Genomic DNA, 18944 nt, shown 5'->3' on the forward strand with positions numbered 1-18944 from the left:
TGGCCTGGCGCGCATTATAAAGAGCAACTCAGGCGCTGCCTATGGATGAAGGTAACATTTTGTTAAAATAAGACGAGTTTTAGCAACACAAACCGCAGGGCCTTGTATCTCCGACTTATTGCAGAGTGAAATTCGCCGCCGCAACCTGCCCCGCCTCATCCATCACCACCAGCTGATAGCTATCCAGCCGCTCCAGCGTCAGGCTCGCACCGGCCCCCGCCGCGTCCAGCGGCTCGCCGTTGAGGAACCACCAGCGTCGCCCTGATCCGCCGGTGGTCTGCAGCGGTACCACCACCCGCGCCGCGCCGGGTAAACGTTTAATGACCGCGCCATCGCGAATGCCGGAAAGCACCAGCGGCGCGGCATCGGCGGCCTGCGGCGGCGGACACTGCGTCGATGCTGGGCCCAGCCTCGCCCGACGGCGTTCGTTTGCCGGCAGCCACGGCTCCAGCGGCAGCGGCCAGACGTCGACGGTTTTCTCCATCGCGCCCGGACAATCGGCCGCCACCCGCAGCCCTTGCTTATCTACCCATACCGGGAAACGGATACCGCGCACGTCCTCCTGACCCGGCAGCAGCAGCGTTGGCGGCTGGCTATCGTCGAGCAGCCAGGTGGTCAGCCGACGGCGGCAGTTGGCGTCTCCCGCCGGCAGGCTCTGCCCGCCGGGCCAGCAGACGGTGGCGGCCCTCACCGACGACGGGCGCGGATCGGCGGGCAGCCCGTCGCGCCCAGACATCGGCCGCGCCAGCAGCATATTGTTGACCTGATTGAGCAGCGGTACCGCGCTGGCGAAGCCAAACTGCCCGACCACCGGCGTACCGTCCGGCCGTCCGGTCCAGATCCCGATAAGATAGCGGGCGTTAACGCCAATCGCCCAGGCGTCGCGATAGCCGTAGCTGGTGCCGGTTTTCCACGCCAGCGGCACCACCTGAACCAGCGAGTCGTCGGGTACGGGCTGGGATTCACCGGCCAGAATTCGCCGCACTATCCACGCCGCCCCCGGCGACAGCAGCGGCCGCTCCACCAGCGGCGCCTCAGGCGTCATCCGCAGCCGCCCCGCCCTGCCGTGACGGGCAAACGCGCTATATGCCGCCACGATATCCGCCAGCCGGGCGCCGGCGCCGCCAAGGATCAGCGACAGGTTGGGCTCGGCGCCCGCCGGCAGCATCAGCGGCAGGCCAGCGTTACGCAGCGTGGCGGCAAACCGTTTTGGCCCGTAGGCTTCCAGCACCTGCACGGCAGGCAGGTTCAGAGAGCGCACCAGCGCGTCGCTGGCGCTGACCGGGCCGTGAAAGCCGCTGTCGAAGTTACCGGGCCGGTAATCGCTAAACCGTCGCGGGACATCCTGCAGTAAAGAGGCCGGATGAATCAGCCCCTCATCCAGCGCCATGCCGTAGACAAACGGCTTCAGTACCGAGCCCGGAGAGCGGATCGCCGATACCATATCGATGTGCCCGAAGCGGCTGTCGTCGCTAATATCAGCCGAGCCGACCCAGCCCCGCACGCGCATATCGGTATGATCGACGACGACGATCGCCAGCGAACTGCGCGGCGGCAGGCGCGATTTCCAGTTGAGGGCTAAATCCTCCAGCTGGCGCTGCAGCCCGGCATCAAGGGTCGTCACCACCTTGTCTTCGCGGCTGCTGGCCAGCATCCGCCGGGAAAACAGCGGCGCCAGCTGCGGCATCTGGCGGGGGAACAGCCAAACCGGCTCTTCCGTCGCCTCGCGCACCGTCTTCTCCGACCACACGCCCTGGGTTTGCATGCGCGCCAGCACCTTATCGCGTGCCGCCTGGGCCCGCTGCGGCCAGCGGTCAGGACGCAGACGGCTCGGCGCCTGCGGCAGCACCGCTAGCAGGGCCGCTTCGCCGTAGCTGAGCCGGGCCGGCGGTTTCCCGAGGTAAGCCCAGCTGGCGGCGCCGATCCCCTGCAGCGTGCCGCCGAACGGGGCGCGGTTGAGGTACAGGGTCAGGATCTCGTTTTTCGACAGATGCCACTCCAGCTGCAGCGCACGCCACAGCTGGCGCAGCTTGCCGCCGAAGGTTCGGGGATGAGGGTCGAGCAGGCGCGCAACCTGCATAGTCAGCGTGCTGCCGCCTGAGATGACGCGCCCGGAGGTGAGGTCCTGCCAGGCCGCGCGGGCAATGGCTAGCGGATTTACGCCGGGATGATCCCAGAACCAGCGGTCTTCATACTGGATCAGGGCCTGAAGATAGCGTGGCGACACATCATCTAGGGTCACCGGATAGCGCCAGACGCCCTGCTTATCGGCAAAGCGCCACAGCGGCGTACCGTCCTGCGCCACCACCACCCGGGCCGGAGCCACCTCGTGCAGCGGCAGGGGCCACAGGCGATCCGCCGCCAGCAGCGCCAGCCACAGCAGAAACGGCGTCGCCGCCAGCCATCGCCAGCGGCGCCTTATCTTCACCAACCGCCGCATTTACGGGGTAACGTTCAGCGGGCCGCTGGCCGTGCCGGTTGCCCGCCACTGCGGAACGTACATCGACTCCACCTGCGGCTGCGGCACCTGATAGGTTCCAGGCGTTACCGCCCGCGCCAGATAGACCAGCGTCACCGGCTGCCCTTCGTTTACCGCTACCGCAGCAACAAAGCGATCGTCGCGGAATTCGATATGCTGAATATCCGCCTGCTGCATCTGATTGAGCAGGTTCTGCACCGCCTCACCGTTCTCCTGCAGGCTGGCGCTGCTGTTTGCCAGGTTCTGATTTTCCAGCTCAAGCCCCGCCGGCAGCAGATCGACGACCAGCGCATCCGGCACGTTGCGCGTAGCGGTAATTTCCAGCTTCACCAGCACCAGCTCGCCGCTGCGCAGCGAGGTCAGCGATTTTTGCTGGCCGCGGGTGTCGAAGACGTGCCGTTCAATACCCAGCACGTTGCCCGCAGGCTGCGGGGCGCTAAGCGGATAGCCGCTGCTGTCAAGACGCAGCCAGAGCGGCTGGCTGCCGGTATTGCTGACCTGCAGCGCCGCCAGCTGGTCGCCGGTCAGGCTGCGGGTCTGCGCCTTATCCGCCGCCAGCGGCTGCGCCTGCAGCGAGGTTTGCGCCTGCCAGCTGCCGGGGAGATCCTGCAGCGTGCGGCCGGCAAGGAACAGGGCGTTGGTCTCCTGAGTAGAGAGCCAGCGCTGGCCGTAGGCCTCCTCGGCCAGGCTGCTCAGTAGCGCGGTTTGCGCCTCCGGCAGCAGCTTATTCTCCTCCAGCAGGGCCAGCTTCAGGGCATCATCGCGCAGCGCGCTGCCGTAATCCCCCAGCCAGCGGTCCCGGTCCTGGCGCGGCGTGGTCATCGCCAGCTGCAGCGCCTGCTCGCCGCGCGTCGCGTCGCCCATCGCCTTCAGGGCAATGCCGAGCTGCAGCAGCGGCAGGCCGGAACGCGCCTGCTGGTGGCGGGTCCAGATTTCACGCAGCGCGCCAAGCGGGGCCTTTTGCTGACGAGCCAGCACCAGAGCGGCGTAGGCCTGGGCGGCAAAGCGGCTGGCCGGCGCGTCATCGCTGTAGCGCACGGTCATCAGCCCCGGCTCCTGCAGATAGCGCAGCAGACGCTGGTTGCCGTTATTGATGGCGTTGGTCGGCACGCTGTAGCCCTGCTCGCCCGCGCGCACCAGGAAGTCCATGGCGTAGGCGGTGAGCCAGTACTCCTCCGGACCGTTTTTATCCCATAGTGCAAAGCCGCCGTCGTCGCGCTGCATTTGCAGCAGGCGTGCGATGCCGATATCCACCGCCGCGCGGCGTTTTTCATCGCTGTCGCCGGTAATGCCCAGCGTTTTTAGCTGCGCCGCGCTGGTGTAGAGCGACGGGAACAGTCCGCTGGCGGTCTGCTCCAGGCAGCCGTAAGGATAGGCCTTCAGGTCGCGAATATAGCGGGCCAGATTGAGCGGCGGCTTGCCGCTGAACACCAGCTGCCCCTGCAGGGTCGCCGGCGAGAAGCCGAGGGCTTGCTCCGGCGGCGCCTGCCAGCTTTCGCCAGGCTGCAGCACCGCGCCAGCGTTAACCGTCCGCGCCGGGAAGGCCGGACGGACGCCAATTTTCCACTGTTTCTGCATCGGGGTGAAGGTCTCCCCCGGCAGATTCAGGCCGCTAATGGTCGCACTGAGCTGACCGTCGCCAAACCCCTCTTTAGCGCTCACCGGCACAAACAGAGTGCGACGCGCGCCCGGCGCCAGCTGAACCGGTGGGATTTCCGCCTGCGCAAGCTGCAGCAGGCCGCCGGCGCTCAGCGCGACGTTCAGGGTTTGCGGCCTGTCGGTCAGGTTGCTGAGATCCAGCGCCAGCCGCGTGGTATCTCCGCTGGCGAGGAAGCGTGGCGTATTCAGCTCGGCAATCACCGGCGCGGCGACCACCACTTTGTTTTCACTGCTGCCAAAATCATCGGCGGTCCACGCCTGGGCCATCACCCGCAGCTCGCCGTTAAAATCACCGATCGGCAGCGTCACGGTGCCTTCGCCCTTGTCATCGAGCGCCACCGGCTGAGCCTGCTGGGCAATAATCGTCACGTGGTTAACCGGCGGCTTGCCGCCGCGCTTGAGCTCGTCACCGTCGCCGCCGAAGCGCAGGCTCGCCAGTCGTCCCTGCCCCTCAATGACCTGGCCGTAGATATCGTAAATATCCGCCCCGTAGCGCTTCTGACCAAAAAAGGCGTTCCACGGGTCCGGCGTCGCGTAGTCGGTAATGTTCAGTACTCCGCTATCCACCGCTGAGAGCAGGACATTCACCTGCTTCGGCGTCTCGCCCTCTTTGACGCTGGCCTTCACTTTGACCGTCAGCGGCCGGTTGGGACGCATTTTTTCCGGCGCATCCAGCGCCAGGGTCAGGCGGCGGTTTTCATCGCCGAGCGGCAGATGCAGTAGCCCCACCGCCCGTTTTGGCGTCGCGGAGCGCGATTTGTCGCCCGGGCGGATCACCAGCGTGCTGAGATAGAGATCGTGGCGGTTCCAGGCTTTATCGACCGGAATGGACAGATCCATCCCCGCGGCCGGAACGTCGATTTCCTGCCACCACAGCGGGCCTTCGCTGGACTCGACCAGCGCATAGCCTTTGCCTGCCGCCGGTGCGGCGATATGCAGCTTAATGGTGTCGCCGGGCTTGTAGGCCGGTTTATCCAGCTTCATGGTGACCCGGTCCGGACGCGCGGCTCCCGCGCCGTCGCTGTTATCCTGCCAGCTGTATCCGGCCCAGAAGCGCACGCTGCTGACCGCTCCGTCCGGATCCTTCACCTCCAGACGATAGGAGCCCCACTCCACCGGGAAGCTCACCTTCGCCGTTTGCCCGGCCTGCAGATCCAGCGACTCTTCGCCCTCCTGCAGATCTTTCTGATCGAACTGCGACTGCCAGCCTTCACTATCCGACCAGTTCCAGTAGTAGTCGCGGCGTTCGCGAATGAGGCGCACCTGCAGTCCGGAGACCGCTTTTTTGTCTCCGGCAGCGTCGGCGTAAACAATCTCAAATCCGGCGTTGCTGTTTTCATCCACCACCGGCTGCTTCACCGTGCTGTCGGTGCGGTAGTCGTACACGTCCTTCAGGGCGAACCCAGGACGGATGCCCGACAGCGCCTCGGCAGGCCAAATGGCCTGCTGCACGGTGCGGGTCACCGGACGACCGCCGGACTCCAGCAGGCTGGCCTGTAAAATCACCTGCAGCGGCGAATGGCTATCCTGCCACTGGCTGGCGGTCGTCACTTCCCCGTGTCCTTTTTCGTCCAGCGTCATCTGTACTTCATCGAGGCTGCGGGAGAGGTTTTCTTCAGCAATATCGCCAAACTGGAAGCCCGGCAGCGCGGCAACCGCATCGCGCAGCGGGCGCAGGAACAGTTTCCCCTGCAGCTGATTGCCGCTGGCAGGCGCGCCATATAGATAGGCCCCAGCGACGGCAAAGGTCACGTCGGCGTTCGGCGCCACGGCGCCCTTTTGCCCGCTCAGGTTCAGCGCCATACGCTCGGGCATAAAGTCTTCGACGTGGAAATCCCACTCGCGCGGCTGATTGTCGCCGGTGCTGGCGCGGATATGCCACATGCCGGTCGGCGCGCCAGCGTCGAGCGGCCAGGTAAACTGATACAGGCCGTTCACCGGCTGGCTCATCCGGGAGCTAATCACCTGGCCGTCCGGCTGAACCACCTCGAGCTTCACCGGCTGCTCGGCCAGCGGCCTGCCGTCGCCGTCGCGCAGCAGGGCATTGAGGATCACCGTCTCCCCAGGGCGGTAGAGATCCCGAGGGCCAAACATAAAGAACTGCTTGCTAAAGCCGGGGGCTCCGGCAATGGCGAACTCCGCCAGATCCAGCGCGGGCAGCTTGAGATCCAGCAGGGTAGTTTGCCCCTCTTTGCGCGCCAGCAGCAGCGCGGCCTCTTTATCGGTTTGCAGCGTCACGTGGCCCTGGCCGTCGCTTTTAGCCTGCGCCAGCGTCTGCCCTTTGGCGTTGAGCAGCTGAACCTCGATATCGGACTGCGCGGCGCCGTTTTCGAGACTTTGGGTGAAGACGTCCAGCCGGTTGTGGTAGCGATGCGCCGAGACGCCGATATCGCTGAGGGTAAACAGCGTCGCGGCGTTGCTGTAGCTATAGTGGCCCGCCTGGTTCATCACCGCCACGTAGACGCCCGGCTGCTGCAGCGGTTTGATATCCGCCAGCGGCAGCAGCAGCTTTTCCCGCGTATTGCGCGCCGGGTTGAGGTCAAAACGCCCGCTGTAGACCAGGTCGGCCATTTTCAGCAGCTCGTCGGACTCCCAGTTGCTTAGCGAATTCCGGTACTCCCACTGGCTAACGAAGGCGGACAGCGATTCGGGCTTGATGCGAAAGAAGTTAACGTCGACGTTATCAACGTTCAGGGCCATCACCGGCAGCCCGGCCACCACTTTACCCGGCAGCAGCGAGCCCCGGCTGGCAAAGCCGATGCTGGGAGCCACGTCGCGGGTGGCGATGGTTTTTTCAAAAGAGGTGCCGAAGGTCGCGGTATTCAGCGCGGTGAGCGTAGGGTCAACGGAGACAATCAGGTCGCGTTTCGGCTCAAGATGGCGCAGGCGCAGCTCTTTCAGGTTCGGCGCCAGCTCCCAGGCGCCGTCAACCTTACCGCTTTTTTTATCGACGAGGTGCACGCTGCGGGAGAAATCCTGATCCGGCTGCAGCGGAATGGAGAAGGTCAGGACCAGCGTCGCCGCCCCGTCCAGCTGGACCTCCGAGGCGTCGAGCAGCGTCAGCGCCTTGCCTTTACTTTTCTCCGCCAGCTTAGCAAGCTGGGCGCCGTCCGGCTTCGCCGCGTTCTGCTTATCCGCGGAAGAGGCGGCGGCTGGCCCGGCGGTCTGAGTTTTGCCGCCGTCGTCGCAGCCGGCAAGCGAAAGTGCGGCAAGCAGCGCCAGCGACAGCGTCGCTAAACGAAATGGTTTCATCCTTTAACCCCTCGGCCCAACGGCCTGATATCTGTAGTGAACATATTATTATGCGTCAACGGCGGAATTACCAGTTGCTTATAATATCCGCAGCGCGTCGACGGCCTGATTTCCCCGATGATATAATTTCAGCGATACATTTTACCCGGCAGATGAGAATAATAACGACGGCGTATTTAAGTCCAGTCAGTGCGAAAAATGACGGCGAAGTTCGCACGACAAATACAAAATACGCTGCAAATCGCACTTAAAAATAAGAGAGACTGATAATACACAGGCTTAATTATAATGTGAAAGCGCATACTTCCGCCCGGCTTAATTCTGAAATTAACATGAGTCCCCACCTATAAATTGACAACCAGCTGGTTTTCTTTTACTTGAACGCTATACCGTGATATGTCATGCCGCCCTTACCTTCGCGGCGGCCGTCCATTCTCAGCTTCAGATGGAGAAATGGTTTCATTGCCGCGGCCCGGCAGGCGCATGATTGACGGTATATATTAATGCCCACGTCGGCTAAAAAACTTCTGGTGGTAGCACTGACTGCCCGTTCTGCGGAATCAATAACGGCACAACAGTCATCCGTTCCGTATTGACATATAAAATAAGTAACATGGGAATTATCTATGTCACAAATGAGCGCTCTTTTAATTATTCTTTTCATTCTTTATACAGGCGATGTTATTTCGACCCGGACAAAAGCCTGGGTCCCTTCCGTCTTTGTGTGTGCGGTGCTGTTTCTGGGCGGATACTGGACATTTTTCCCGGCGGATATTATCAGCCGGGCGGGAATCACGGCGCCCGTCGCCATCATGCTGATGTATCTTCTGATTACCAATATGGGGACCTTGCTGTCGCTGAATGAGCTCATGCGTCAGTGGAAAACGGTGATCGTCGTGCTTACGGGTATCGCCGGGATAACGGTGGCCGTCTTCGCGGTGAGCCTGCTGCTGTTTGATCGCAACACCGCGCTGGTTACCATCCCGCCGCTGGTCGGCGGGATCGTTTCATCATTAATTATGTCGCAAGGCGCAAGCAACGCCGGGCTGGTGGATCTGTCGGTGCTGGCGATTCTGATTTACGTGATGCAGGGATTCGCCGGCTATCCCCTCACCGCCATCATGCTGCAACGCGAAGGAAAAGCGTTGCTTACGCGCTACCGCAGCGGCGAACATCATCCTGATAGCACAGAAGATGAACGGACCCTCCTCGCCTGCGGTGAAGAAATGATGCCGCGGTTGTTTAGCCGCATCCCCACAAGCTACAACAGTACCTATTTTAAATTCCTGCGCCTGGCGATGGTGGGCTGCCTGGCCTGGTTTGTCTCCGAGCTGGCAAAACCCATAATCAGCATCAGCCCGTTCGTACTGTGCCTGTTTTTTGGCGTGGTCTTTACTTCATTGGGCTTTCTTGAAAAACATACGCTGCAAAAAGCGAACGGGTTCGGCTTTGCCGTAATGGCATTGATGCTGTTTATCTTTGATACCTTGAACAAAGCCACGCCGGATATGCTGCTGCGCCTGCTTTATCCGATGGCGGTGCTCATCGCCACGGCGGTTATCGGCATGTTTATCGTTTCCTGGGCCGTAGGGAAAGCGATCGGCATCAGCGGCGCCATGTCATTCGCCATCTCCCTGACCGCGCTGTACGGCTTTCCGGCGGATTACATCATCACCAACGAAGCCATTAACTCCCTCACCCAGGATGAAAAAGAACGCCAGATGCTGACTCAGCACATGCTGGGGCCAATGCTGGTCGGCGGGTTTATCTCCGTGACGATTGTTTCCGTCATCCTGGCCGGAATACTGGTGGGCTATCTGGTGCCGGTTGTTGGCTGAACGCTTTCATTTTCTACGTACCTATGGAGTCCGTTTTATGATTAACCCCGCTATTACCGCCATCATCGCCAGAGAAGAGCAGGCGACAATCGCCTTTCGCCGCGATCTACACGCCCACCCGGAGCTGCCCTGGGAGGAACGGCGAACGACGGAGCGCGTCGTGGCGGAACTGGAGAGCATCGGTATCGCCTGCCGTCGCACCGTTCCGACCGGCGTCATTGCAGACATCACTGGCGGCAGGCCGGGCAAGACGGTCGCCCTGCGTGCCGATATGGATGCGCTGCCGGTGCAGGAACTCAACGATCGGCTCAGCTATAAATCGCAAATCGCCGGGAAAATGCACGCCTGCGGGCATGATTCCCATACCGCAATGCTGCTCACCGCCGCCCGCGCGTTGTATGAGGTTCGCGAGCAGATGGCCGGTAACGTGCGTTTAATTTTTCAGCCCGCCGAGGAGATTGCCGAGGGGGCGAAAGCCATGATCGACCAGGGCGCGCTCGATAGCGTCGACAACATTTTTGGCATGCACATCTGGTCCGGTTCGCCTGCCGGTAAAATCTCCTGCAACGTGGGGTCGTCGTTTGCCTCCGCGGATTTACTCAAAGTCACTTTTCGCGGTCGCGGCGGTCACGGTTCAATGCCGGAGGCCTGCATCGATGCGGCAGTCGTCGCCTCCGCCTTCGTGATAAATTTGCAGGCTATCGTGGCGCGTGAAACTTCGCCTCTGGAATCCGCGGTAGTCTCTATCGGCCGAATGGAAGTCGGCACCCGGTTCAACGTGATTGCCGAAAATGCCGTTCTTGACGGCACCGTGCGCTGTTTCAGCATCGAAACCCGCCAGCGCCTGGAGGCCGCAATAGCGCGCTATGCGCAGCATACCGCGGCGATGTATGGTGCCACCGTTGACGTCGACTACTGCTACGGCACGCTACCGGTGGTTAACGAAGAGCACAGCGCACGGTTGGCGCAATCGGTGATCCGCGAGGCCTTCGGCGACGACGTGCTATTCAGCGAACAGCCAACGACCGGCGGAGAGGATTTCAGCTTTTATATGCAGGACATTCCCGGCTGTTTTGCCCTGCTCGGCTCCGGCAATAAAGAGAAAGGGAGCGACTACGCCCACCATCACGGATGCTTCAATATTGATGAGCAGGTGATGAAAACAGGCGCCGGGCTGTACGCCCAGTACGCCTGGCGCTATCTGCATCAAAACCGCTTCTGATCGTTTCTCCCCGGCGTGCGCCGGGGACATATCACATTACGATATGTATTACGTGAAAATGCCTTGTCGGTAAGGGCAAAAGCATCAACAATCTATCTATTGTTGATGACACGGAGATAGCCATGTCCACTTCGTTTTTTGTCGCCGCCGACTGGTTAGCGGAACATATTGATGACCCGGAAATCCAGATTATCGATGCCCGAATGGCGCCGCCCGGGCAGGAAGATCGCGATTTGCACGCCGAATATCGTGCGGGTCATATTCCCAACGCCGTATTTTTCGATATTGAAGCCCTATCCGATCGCACCAGTCCGCTGCCGCATATGATGCCGCGGGCGGAAGCCTTCGCCGTGGCGATGCGCGAGCTGGGCGTCAGCAGCGATAAGCATCTGGTGGTTTACGATGAGGGCAATCTCTTCTCGGCGCCGCGCGCCTGGTGGATGCTGCGGACCTTCGGGGTCGAAAACGTCTCTATTCTCGCCGGCGGGCTGGCCGGCTGGCGGCGCGATGAGCTGCCGCTGGAGCAGGACGAGCCGCAGCTGCCGGAGGGCGAATTCGACGGCCGCTTCGATCCGCTGGTGGTTAAGCGGCTGACCGACGTGCTGCTGGTGAGCCATGAAGGATCGGCCCAGATCGTCGACGCGCGTCCGGCCGGGCGCTTTAACGGTCTCGTCGATGAGCCCCGTCCTGGCCTGCGCCGGGGGCATATTCCCGGGGCGCTGAACGTTCCGTGGACCGAGCTGGTGATTAACGGCGAGCTGAAAACTATCGACGAGCTGCACGATATTTTCCTGCGCCAGGGCGTGGACTTCGAGCGGCCAATTATCGCCAGCTGCGGATCCGGCGTCACGGCGGCGGTGGTGGTGCTGGCGCTGACAACGCTGGGTGTTAACGGCGTCAGCCTGTACGACGGTTCGTGGAGCGAATGGGGCGCCCGCGCCGATTTGCCGATAGAGCCGGCGCACTAAAACAGCGGCGGGGTTAGCACCCCGCCGTCATCAGATAATGCGGTTCTGCTTGAAATCGCGCAGGAAGCTGCCCCAGCGCTTTTCATAGAATGGCGTAATATGGGCAATCATAAAGTGGCTGATGCCCTTCTCCCCTTCGACCACCTGACAAATATCGATCGGTTCATCGCCGGGTAGCGTGTCGGTTGCCACGCTGCCGGTCGCCTGGATGATCTCTTCGATATCCCCCTCGGACTCAATGCCGATAAGCAGGTTCGCCGGCGCGTCCGGGCTATCTTTGATCGAGCACAGAAACGCCCGCTTCACGGTTTTCAGGGATTTAAATAGCGTGGTCAGCGAATCCACCATCTGCGCCGGCGGCTCGGCCACCTCAGAGAGCAGCAGCGACTCCCCGCCTTCCAGCACGGTTTGCGCGCTCAGCGGACCGCCCTCTTCACCCAGCAGATGCTTGATTTCGTTCGGCGTGAACTCTTTTCCGGCCGGCAGTTTGGCGTTGAGGAACAGCGTCTCGCCCAGGGTCATCGCCATCAGCGTACGCGCCGGCATCGCCACAAAAGACTGCTCGTCTTCGACCGCCTGCTGCAGGGCCTCCAGCGAGGTAAAAAAGGGAATGACCGAGGCGCCATCATCTTTTTCCCAGTGCTGCAGGTCGACGGCGCTCTCTTCCACAACCTGTTCACCTTCCGCCGCCGCGCCGGGCACCCAGACGGTGGACTCCAGCAGCGTACGGAAAAAAGCCGGGCGATGGCCGGGCTCAATCGCCGCCTTTTCCAGCAGCGTTTCTAATTCATTTTTAGTTTCGGACATGGCTCTCACAACATCAGAATCAGCAATCCCCCGGCCGCAGGCCGGGGTGAGACAATCCGGGGCGCCAGCGCCCCGCCATTTTTTTACTCTGCGGTTAACAGATTGGCAATCGTGCGCACGCCGAGCCCCGTCGCGCCGGCCGACCACTGCTCAACGGCGGATTTACGGTAGGTCGCGGAGCAGTCGATGTGCAGCCAGCCCTGATGATAGTTCTCAACGAAATGGGACAGGAACCCTGCCGCCGTGCTCGCGCCCGCCGGATAGGCGGCGCTGCCGGTATTGTTCAGCTCGGCGAAGTTCGACGGCAGCTGGCCACGGTGGAATTCCGCCAGCGGCAGGCGCCAGAAGGCTTCGTTTTCCGCCTGGGCGCTCGCCAGCAGGCGAGACGCCAGCGCGTCGTCGAAGCTGAACAGCGCGTGGTAGTCGTTGCCCAGGGCGGTTTTCGCCGCACCGGTCAGCGTAGCCGCGTCGATAATCAGCTCCGGCTTCTGCGCAGAGGCATCGATCAGGCCATCCGCCAGCACCAGACGGCCTTCGGCGTCGGTGTTCATAATTTCTACGGTTTTACCGTTACGGTAGCGAATGATATCGCCCAGCTTGAAGGCGTTGCCGCTGATCAGGTTGTCGGCGCAGCACAGGTAGAGCTTCACGCGCTTATTCAGGCCGCGGGTAATCGCAAACGCCAGCGCGCCGGTAACCGTTGCCGCGCCGCCCATGTCGGACTTCATCGAATCCATAAACGCGCTCTGCTTGATGCTGTAGCCGCCGGAATCGAAGGTGATGCCTTTCCCCACCAGGCAGGCGTAGACCGGCGCGTTTTTATCGCCGGTTGGGTTGTAGTCCAGCGCCAGCAGGACCGGCGGGCGTTCGGATCCGCGTCCGACGGTGTGCAGGCCAAGATAGTTCTGCTCGCGCAGATCTTCGCCTTTGGTGATACGGTAGGTCACATTGTCGCAGCCAACGCCGCACAGCAGGTCGACCGCGCGCTGGGCCAGCTGCTCCGGGCCGAGCTCTTCCGCCGGGGCGTTAATGGTGTCACGCACCCAGTCAATAATAGCCAGACGACTATCCAGCTCGCGCTTTTGCGCCTCGTCCAGCGCCGGCCACTCAACCTGGCGGCTGCCTTTCGGCCCTTTATAGCCTGCCCAGAACGCCCACGCGCGGTCGGTATTCCAACCTTCGCCATCGAGCGCAACGTGCCTGATACCCATCCCGTCAACTTTACGCGCCGCGCGCTGAATCAGACCCAGGTCGTCTTTACCGTTCAGATGCAGGGTGATGCCGTCGTTGTTAATGCTGTAAGCCGCTTTGTCCCCCCAGCGCGCGTCGGCGGGTTGGGTCGTCAGCGTAATCTTCATGGCTTCGGTCATTTTATTCATCCTTATTAGCAAACGGGCCACCCTATGGCAGCCCGTTAAAATTTTTCCGCTAAATGATTCGCGTTGCAGGAAGGCGGCAAGTAAGCAAATCCCCTGGAGCATAGATAACTATGCGACTGGGGTGAGCGAACGCGGCCAACGCATCTGCAACGTGGAGCATGACGCGAAAATTATTCTGCTTCGTCTAACCAGACTAGCAGAATTGCCTCCAGAATTTTTTCATTGGATGCGTTTGGATCGTCATTAAACTCTTCCAGCTCGCAAATCCACTGATGCAAATCGGTGAAGCGAACGGTTTTCGGGTCGAGATCCGGGAAGGCGTCATACAGCGCTTCGCCAATTTCACGACTGTCGGTCCATTTCAGTGCCATATTAATGCTCGCGTGCGTGGTTGATGGTGTAGCGCGGGATCTCGACGACCAGATCGTCGGCGGTCACGCGCGCCTGGCAGCTCAGACGGCTGTCGGGTTCCAGCCCCCAGGCCTTATCCAGCATATCGTCTTCATCTTCGGTACTTTCGGCCAGCGAGTCAAAACCTTCACGCACGATGCAGTGGCAGGTGGTGCAGGCACAGGATTTTTCACAGGCGTGTTCAATCTCAATTCCGCTACGCAGCGCGGCATCAAGAATGGTCTCACCGATCTCAGCTTCCACAACTACGCCATCCGGGCACAGGTCCTGGTGGGGTAGAAAAACGATCTTTGGCATATTAAACCTCGTCCACGGATTGGCCTTTCAGCGCGGTACGGACCGACTGGTCCATGCGGCGTGCGGCAAATTCCTGGGTTTGTGTGTCTGTATTTTTAATGGCTTCTTTAATTGCATCGGCGTCATCGCCTGCCGCTACCGCGCGTAGCTGCGCCGTTGCGTCATCGATAGCCTGACGTTCTGCGGCGCTTAGCAGCGCGGCATCGGTGGCCAGCGCGCTTTCCAGGCTTTCCAGAACGCGTGCGGCTTCGACTTTTTGTTCGGCCAGCATACGCGCCTTAACATCCTGCTCGGCGTGGCTCATCGAATCTTTGATCATGGTGGCGATTTCGCTGTCGCTCAGGCCGTAGGAGGGTTTCACCTGAATGGAGGCTTCGACCGCGGTCGATTTCTCCATGGCGGTGACGCTCAGCAGCCCGTCGGCATCGACCTGGAAGGTGACGCGAATATGCGCCCCGCCCGCCGGCATTGCCGGGATACCGCGCAGCGCAAAGCGCGCCAGCGAACGGCAGTCCTGCACCAGCTCGCGTTCGCCCTGCATGACGTGGATAGACATCGCCGTCTGACCGTCTTTAAAGGTGGTGAACTCCTGGGCGCGGGCCACCGGGATGGTGGTATTGCGCGGGATCACTTTCTCCACCAGGCCGCCCATCGTTTCCAGCCCCAGAGAGAGCGGGATAACGTCGAGCAGCAGCAGCTCGCTGTCCGGCTTGTTGCCGACCAGAATATCGGCCTGAATGGCGGCGCCGATGGCGACAACTTTATCCGGGTCGATAGTGGTCAGCGGGGTACGGCCAAAAAACTCGCCGACGCGCTCGCGCACCAGCGGCACGCGGGTTGAACCGCCCACCATCACCACTTCCAGCACCTCTTCCGCGCTCACGCCGGCGTCCTTCAACGCGCGACGACAGGCCTGCAGAGTGCGCTTAACCAGCGGAGCAATCAGCTCATTAAAGTGGCTACGGGTGATTTCACCCTGCCAGCCGCCGACGTCAACGCGGGCGGTTTCCGCCGCGCTAAGGGCAATTTTGGCCGCAATAGCCGCGTCCAGCAGCTCGCGCTGCAGGCGGTTATCGCTGCGATCGCTGAGGCCCGCCTGCTCGCGCAGATAGTCCGCCAGCAGATGGTCAAAATCGTCGCCGCCGAGCGCGGAGTCGCCGCCGGTGGCCAGAACTTCGAAGACGCCGCGGCTGAGGCGCAGAACAGAAATATCAAAGGTACCGCCGCCGAGATCGTAGACCGCGATAACCCCTTCCTGACCGGAGTCGAGGCCGTAGGCAATCGCCGCCGCCGTCGGTTCGTTCAGCAGGCGCAGCACGTGCAGGCCAGCCAGACGCGCGGCGTCTTTAGTGCCCTGGCGCTGCGCATCGTCGAAGTAGGCCGGGACGGTGATCACCACGCCGTCGAGGTCGCCGGCAAGGGCTTCCGTGGCGCGGGCGGCCAGCGCCTTGAGGATATCGGCAGAAACGCGTACCGGATTAAGCAGGCCGCCGGCGGTTTGAATCATGGGCAGGCCGTTTTCGCTGGCCTGCAGCTGATAAGGCAGATGCGGGTAGCGGGTCTGAATATCGACCAGCGAGCGCCCCATCATGCGCTTCACCGAGCTGATGGTGTTAACCGGATCCAGCGCCGCATTCTGTCGGGCATCATAGCCAACGCTGAGGCCGGAGGGCTGGTAGTTCACCACCGAAGGCAGCAGGTAGCGTCCCTGGCGATCGGGCAGTGTTTCAGCCTGGCCGCTACGCACGGTGGCGACCAGTGAATTGGTGGTACCCAGGTCAATACCCGCCGCCAGACGACGCTGGTGCGGCGCGGCACTCAGGCCAGGCTCACTAATTTGTAATAAGGCCATAATTGCTTCCGAATATTAATTTACTCGTCATAATCTGTGTTGCAGCTACGTTGGCTGCATGGCGACCCGAACAGGTTAGAGTGAAAAAAACTTTTCTTCGAGTTGTTCTGCAACATTCTGAAGTTTATCGAGAAAACGCAGCTTACGCACGGTATCCGCCGCTGTCTCCCACGCTTCGCTGTCTAACTGCTCAACGACCTGCCGCTGACGAACGTCGTACATCCCCTTCACGCGCTGAATAAACGCGGTCAAACGCGCTTCATCCTGCGATTTTTCGATCTCATCCAGCTCTTCGCGCAGCTCCAGCTGCTCCATCAGGAACGCGGTGTCGCGCACGGTGTGCTGCTCGCTGGCTAAATCGAAGCCGTGAAGCGAAAGGATATATTCGGCACGGGTCAGCGGATGACGCAGCGTTTGCCAGGCCTGATTGATCGTCGCGGAGTGCTGCACGGAGGCGAGCTGTTCGGCGGCGCTGGCGCTGGCGAACCGGTCGGGGTGATACTGGCGCTGTAAATCCTGGTACCGGACAGCCAGCTGTTCTTGCGAAAGGGTATAACTGACCGGTAACCCGAAGAGGGCAAAATAGTCCATAGTAACCTCAGGGTTAACGAGATAAAGCAAACCCCACGCACGGTACTCCGCAGTGGGGTTATATATCCACGCCTCTCAGGTCGCATCTTAACCGGCGGCGTTCGCCTACTGTCGTAAGCTTATCGGGAAACGCCCGCTTGCCGCCGCGATGCTGCGCCGAAATTCAGCGGATATTGTGCAGATTACACGTTGAAGCTTTCGCCGCAGCCGCACTCATCTTTGATGTTCGGGTTAGTAAACTTAAACCCTTCATTCAGGCCTTCTTTAACAAAGTCCAGCTGAGTGCCGTCGAGGAACTGCAGGCTTTTGCCGTCGATCACTACCTTGACGCCTTTATCTTCAAACACGGTGTCTTCTGCCGCCGGCTCGTCAACAAATTCCAGCACGTAGGCCATACCTGAACATCCGGAGGTGCGAACACCTAAGCGCAGGCCAAAGCCTTTGCCGCGGTTGGCCAAAAAGGTATTCACTCGCGACGCTGCGCTGTCGCTAAGAGTAATCGACATACAATAACCTCTTAATTATTTCGCTTCACGTTTGCTTTTGTAATCCGCAATCGCGGCTTTAATCGCGTCTTCCGCCAGGATAGAGCAGTGGATTTTTACCGGCGGCAGCTCGAGTTCATCGGCGATATCGGTGTTCTTGATAGCCTGAGCTTCGTCCAGAGACTTGCCCTTCACCCACTCGGTGACGAGGGAGCTGGAAGCGATAGCGGAACCGCAGCCGTAGGTCTTGAAACGTGCGTCTTCAATGATACCTTCATTGTTGACTTTGATCTGCAGTTTCATAACGTCGCCGCACGCCGGCGCACCGACCATGCCGCTACCGACGGAGTCGTCGCTGTTGTCAAAAGAGCCGACGTTGCGCGGATTCTCGTAATGATCGATAACTTTTTCGCTGTATGCCATGATTAATTCTCCTTAATGCCTACCGATTAATGATGTGACCATTCAATGCTGTTCAGATCCACGCCCTGCTTGAACATTTCCCACAGCGGAGAAAGATCGCGCAGACGACCAATGGAGTTGCGAACCAGGTTGATGGTGTAGTCAATCTCTTCTTCGGTAGTAAAACGACCTAAAGAGAAACGGATAGAACTGTGTGCCAGTTCATCAGTCATGCCCAGCGCGCGGAGCACGTAGGATGGCTCGAGGCTCGCTGAGGTACAAGCGGAACCGGAGGAAACGGCCAGGTCTTTCAGTGCCATAATCAGCGATTCGCCTTCAACATAGTTGAAGCTGACGTTGAGAATGTTCGGCGCGCCCTGCGCGAGGTCACCGTTCAGGTAAACCTCTTCCATATCTTTTACGCCTTCCCACAGACGGTTACGCAGACCGCGCAGGCGCGCCATCTCGGTTTCCATCTCTTCTTTCGCGATACGGTAAGCTTCACCCATACCGACGATCTGGTGGACAGGCAGTGTGCCTGAACGCATGCCGCGCTCGTGACCGCCGCCGTGCATCTGCGCTTCAATACGAATACGCGGTTTGCGACGGACGTACAGCGCGCCAATGCCTTTCGGGCCATAAATTTTGTGACCGGAGAAGGACATCAGGTCAACTTTCAGCTGGCTCAGGTCGATAGGCAGTTTGCCCACGCTCTGGGTGGCGTCAACGTGATAAATGATACCGCGCGCGCGGCACATTTCGCCGATGGTAGCGATGTCCTGCACCACGCCGATTTCGTTGTTCACGTGCATGATGGAGACCACGATGGTGTCATCACGCATCGCCGCTTCCAGCTCCTTCAGATCGATAATCCCGTTGCGCTGAGGCGCCAGGTAGGTTATCTCGAAGCCTTCACGTTCCAGCTGACGACAGGTGTCCAGCACGGCTTTGTGCTCGGTTTTGCTGGTGATAATGTGCTTGCCTTTTTTCTGATAAAAGTTGGCAGCACCTTTGATCGCCAGGTTGTCGGATTCCGTTGCGCCTGAGGTAAAGACGATTTCGCGCGGGTCGGCACCGACCAGCTCGGCAATCTGATTGCGGGCGATATCAACCGCCTCTTCAGCCTGCCAGCCAAAACGGTGTGAACGAGAGGCCGGGTTACCAAAGGTCCCGTCCAGGGTCAGAAACTGCATCATTTTCTCGGCAACACGCGGGTCCACCGGCGTTGTTGCGGAGTAATCGAGATAAATCGGTAATTTCATTGCTCTTTAACTCCGTACATCACTCAATGCAAGGAACCAG

14 protein-coding genes are annotated in these 18944 nt (G+C 60.5%); 3 read left to right on the top strand and 11 right to left on the bottom strand.

Going from position 1 to position 18944, the window contains the following annotated elements:
• Positions 1-115: 115 nt before the first annotated feature.
• Positions 116-2440, bottom strand: a complete 2325-nt coding sequence (gene pbpC / locus GVK32_RS11235) for a peptidoglycan glycosyltransferase PbpC (protein WP_159867912.1) — start codon at positions 2438-2440, stop codon at positions 116-118.
• Positions 2441-7390 (bottom strand): alpha-2-macroglobulin, encoded by a 4950-nt coding sequence (locus GVK32_RS11240; protein WP_159867915.1) that lies wholly within the window; start codon positions 7388-7390, stop codon positions 2441-2443.
• A gap of 626 nt (positions 7391-8016) precedes the next feature.
• Between GVK32_RS11240 and GVK32_RS11245 the strand changes: the two genes are divergently transcribed.
• The 3 genes from GVK32_RS11245 (at position 8017) to sseA (ending at position 11418) form a co-directional block, all read left to right on the top strand.
• Positions 8017-9228 carry a hypothetical protein gene (locus GVK32_RS11245; RefSeq protein WP_159867918.1) on the top strand — a complete coding sequence of 404 codons (1212 nt, stop codon included), beginning with the start codon at positions 8017-8019 and terminating at the stop codon, positions 9226-9228.
• Positions 9229-9265: 37 nt separating this feature from the next.
• Positions 9266-10450 (top strand): amidohydrolase, encoded by a 1185-nt coding sequence (locus GVK32_RS11250; protein ID WP_159867921.1) that lies wholly within the window; start codon positions 9266-9268, stop codon positions 10448-10450.
• Positions 10451-10572: 122 nt separating this feature from the next.
• Positions 10573-11418 (top strand): 3-mercaptopyruvate sulfurtransferase, encoded by an 846-nt coding sequence (sseA, locus tag GVK32_RS11255; protein WP_159867924.1) that lies wholly within the window; start codon positions 10573-10575, stop codon positions 11416-11418.
• Between the two features lie 30 nt (positions 11419-11448).
• On the opposite strand, the gene sseB is transcribed toward sseA, so the two are convergent.
• The 9 genes from sseB to iscS all read right to left on the bottom strand — a co-directional run bounded on the left by sseB (position 11449) and on the right by iscS (position 18904).
• Positions 11449-12225 carry an enhanced serine sensitivity protein SseB gene (sseB, locus tag GVK32_RS11260; protein WP_159867927.1) on the bottom strand — a complete coding sequence of 259 codons (777 nt, stop codon included), beginning with the start codon at positions 12223-12225 and terminating at the stop codon, positions 11449-11451.
• Positions 12226-12308: 83 nt separating this feature from the next.
• Positions 12309-13595 carry an aminopeptidase PepB gene (pepB, locus tag GVK32_RS11265; RefSeq protein ID WP_159867929.1) on the bottom strand — a complete coding sequence of 429 codons (1287 nt, stop codon included), beginning with the start codon at positions 13593-13595 and terminating at the stop codon, positions 12309-12311.
• 179 nt (positions 13596-13774) lie between these two features.
• Positions 13775-13975: a Fe-S cluster assembly protein IscX gene (gene iscX, locus GVK32_RS11270; protein ID WP_041146721.1), complete on the bottom strand. Its 201-nt coding sequence runs from the start codon at positions 13973-13975 to the stop codon at positions 13775-13777.
• Between the two features lies 1 nt (position 13976).
• On the bottom strand, positions 13977-14312 hold the full coding sequence (gene fdx / locus GVK32_RS11275) for an ISC system 2Fe-2S type ferredoxin (RefSeq protein WP_041146722.1): 336 nt from the start codon (positions 14310-14312) through the stop codon (positions 13977-13979).
• A gap of 1 nt (position 14313) precedes the next feature.
• The gene (gene hscA / locus GVK32_RS11280; protein ID WP_159867932.1) at positions 14314-16164 is read right to left on the bottom strand and encodes a Fe-S protein assembly chaperone HscA; all 1851 of its coding nucleotides are present in this window, start codon (positions 16162-16164) and stop codon (positions 14314-14316) included.
• 75 nt (positions 16165-16239) lie between these two features.
• On the bottom strand, positions 16240-16755 hold the full coding sequence (gene hscB / locus GVK32_RS11285) for a co-chaperone HscB (RefSeq protein ID WP_041146724.1): 516 nt from the start codon (positions 16753-16755) through the stop codon (positions 16240-16242).
• Between the two features lie 182 nt (positions 16756-16937).
• On the bottom strand, positions 16938-17261 hold the full coding sequence (gene iscA / locus GVK32_RS11290; protein ID WP_041146725.1) for an iron-sulfur cluster assembly protein IscA: 324 nt from the start codon (positions 17259-17261) through the stop codon (positions 16938-16940).
• A 15-nt stretch (positions 17262-17276) separates the two neighbouring features.
• On the bottom strand, positions 17277-17663 hold the full coding sequence (iscU, locus tag GVK32_RS11295) for a Fe-S cluster assembly scaffold IscU (RefSeq protein WP_004866383.1): 387 nt from the start codon (positions 17661-17663) through the stop codon (positions 17277-17279).
• A gap of 26 nt (positions 17664-17689) precedes the next feature.
• Entirely contained in the window at positions 17690-18904 is a 1215-nt protein-coding gene (gene iscS / locus GVK32_RS11300; protein WP_041146726.1) for a cysteine desulfurase, read from the bottom strand.
• Positions 18905-18944 lie beyond the last annotated feature (40 nt).

Origin of the sequence: Klebsiella sp. 18074 (assembly GCF_902705905.1) — a bacterium.
In the GTDB taxonomy this organism is placed as follows: domain Bacteria; phylum Pseudomonadota; class Gammaproteobacteria; order Enterobacterales; family Enterobacteriaceae; genus Klebsiella; species Klebsiella terrigena.

Bases quoted from the DNA above. Each gene is read 5' to 3' on its own strand.
- iscX (WP_041146721.1), bottom strand. From the start codon at position 13,975: ATGGCACTGAAATGGACCGACAGTCGTGAAATTGGCGAAGCGCTGTAT.
- pbpC (WP_159867912.1), bottom strand. From the start codon at position 2,440: ATGCGGCGGTTGGTGAAGATAAGGCGCCGCTGGCGATGGCTGGCGGCG.
- iscS (WP_041146726.1), bottom strand. From the start codon at position 18,904: ATGAAATTACCGATTTATCTCGATTACTCCGCAACAACGCCGGTGGAC.
- sseB (WP_159867927.1), bottom strand. From the start codon at position 12,225: ATGTCCGAAACTAAAAATGAATTAGAAACGCTGCTGGAAAAGGCGGCG.
- GVK32_RS11240 (WP_159867915.1), bottom strand. From the start codon at position 7,390: ATGAAACCATTTCGTTTAGCGACGCTGTCGCTGGCGCTGCTTGCCGCA.
- GVK32_RS11250 (WP_159867921.1), top strand. From the start codon at position 9,266: ATGATTAACCCCGCTATTACCGCCATCATCGCCAGAGAAGAGCAGGCG.
- hscB (WP_041146724.1), bottom strand. From the start codon at position 16,755: ATGGACTATTTTGCCCTCTTCGGGTTACCGGTCAGTTATACCCTTTCG.
- pepB (WP_159867929.1), bottom strand. From the start codon at position 13,595: ATGACCGAAGCCATGAAGATTACGCTGACGACCCAACCCGCCGACGCG.
- hscA (WP_159867932.1), bottom strand. From the start codon at position 16,164: ATGGCCTTATTACAAATTAGTGAGCCTGGCCTGAGTGCCGCGCCGCAC.
- iscA (WP_041146725.1), bottom strand. From the start codon at position 17,261: ATGTCGATTACTCTTAGCGACAGCGCAGCGTCGCGAGTGAATACCTTT.
- GVK32_RS11245 (WP_159867918.1), top strand. From the start codon at position 8,017: ATGTCACAAATGAGCGCTCTTTTAATTATTCTTTTCATTCTTTATACA.
- fdx (WP_041146722.1), bottom strand. From the start codon at position 14,312: ATGCCAAAGATCGTTTTTCTACCCCACCAGGACCTGTGCCCGGATGGC.
- iscU (WP_004866383.1), bottom strand. From the start codon at position 17,663: ATGGCATACAGCGAAAAAGTTATCGATCATTACGAGAATCCGCGCAAC.
- sseA (WP_159867924.1), top strand. From the start codon at position 10,573: ATGTCCACTTCGTTTTTTGTCGCCGCCGACTGGTTAGCGGAACATATT.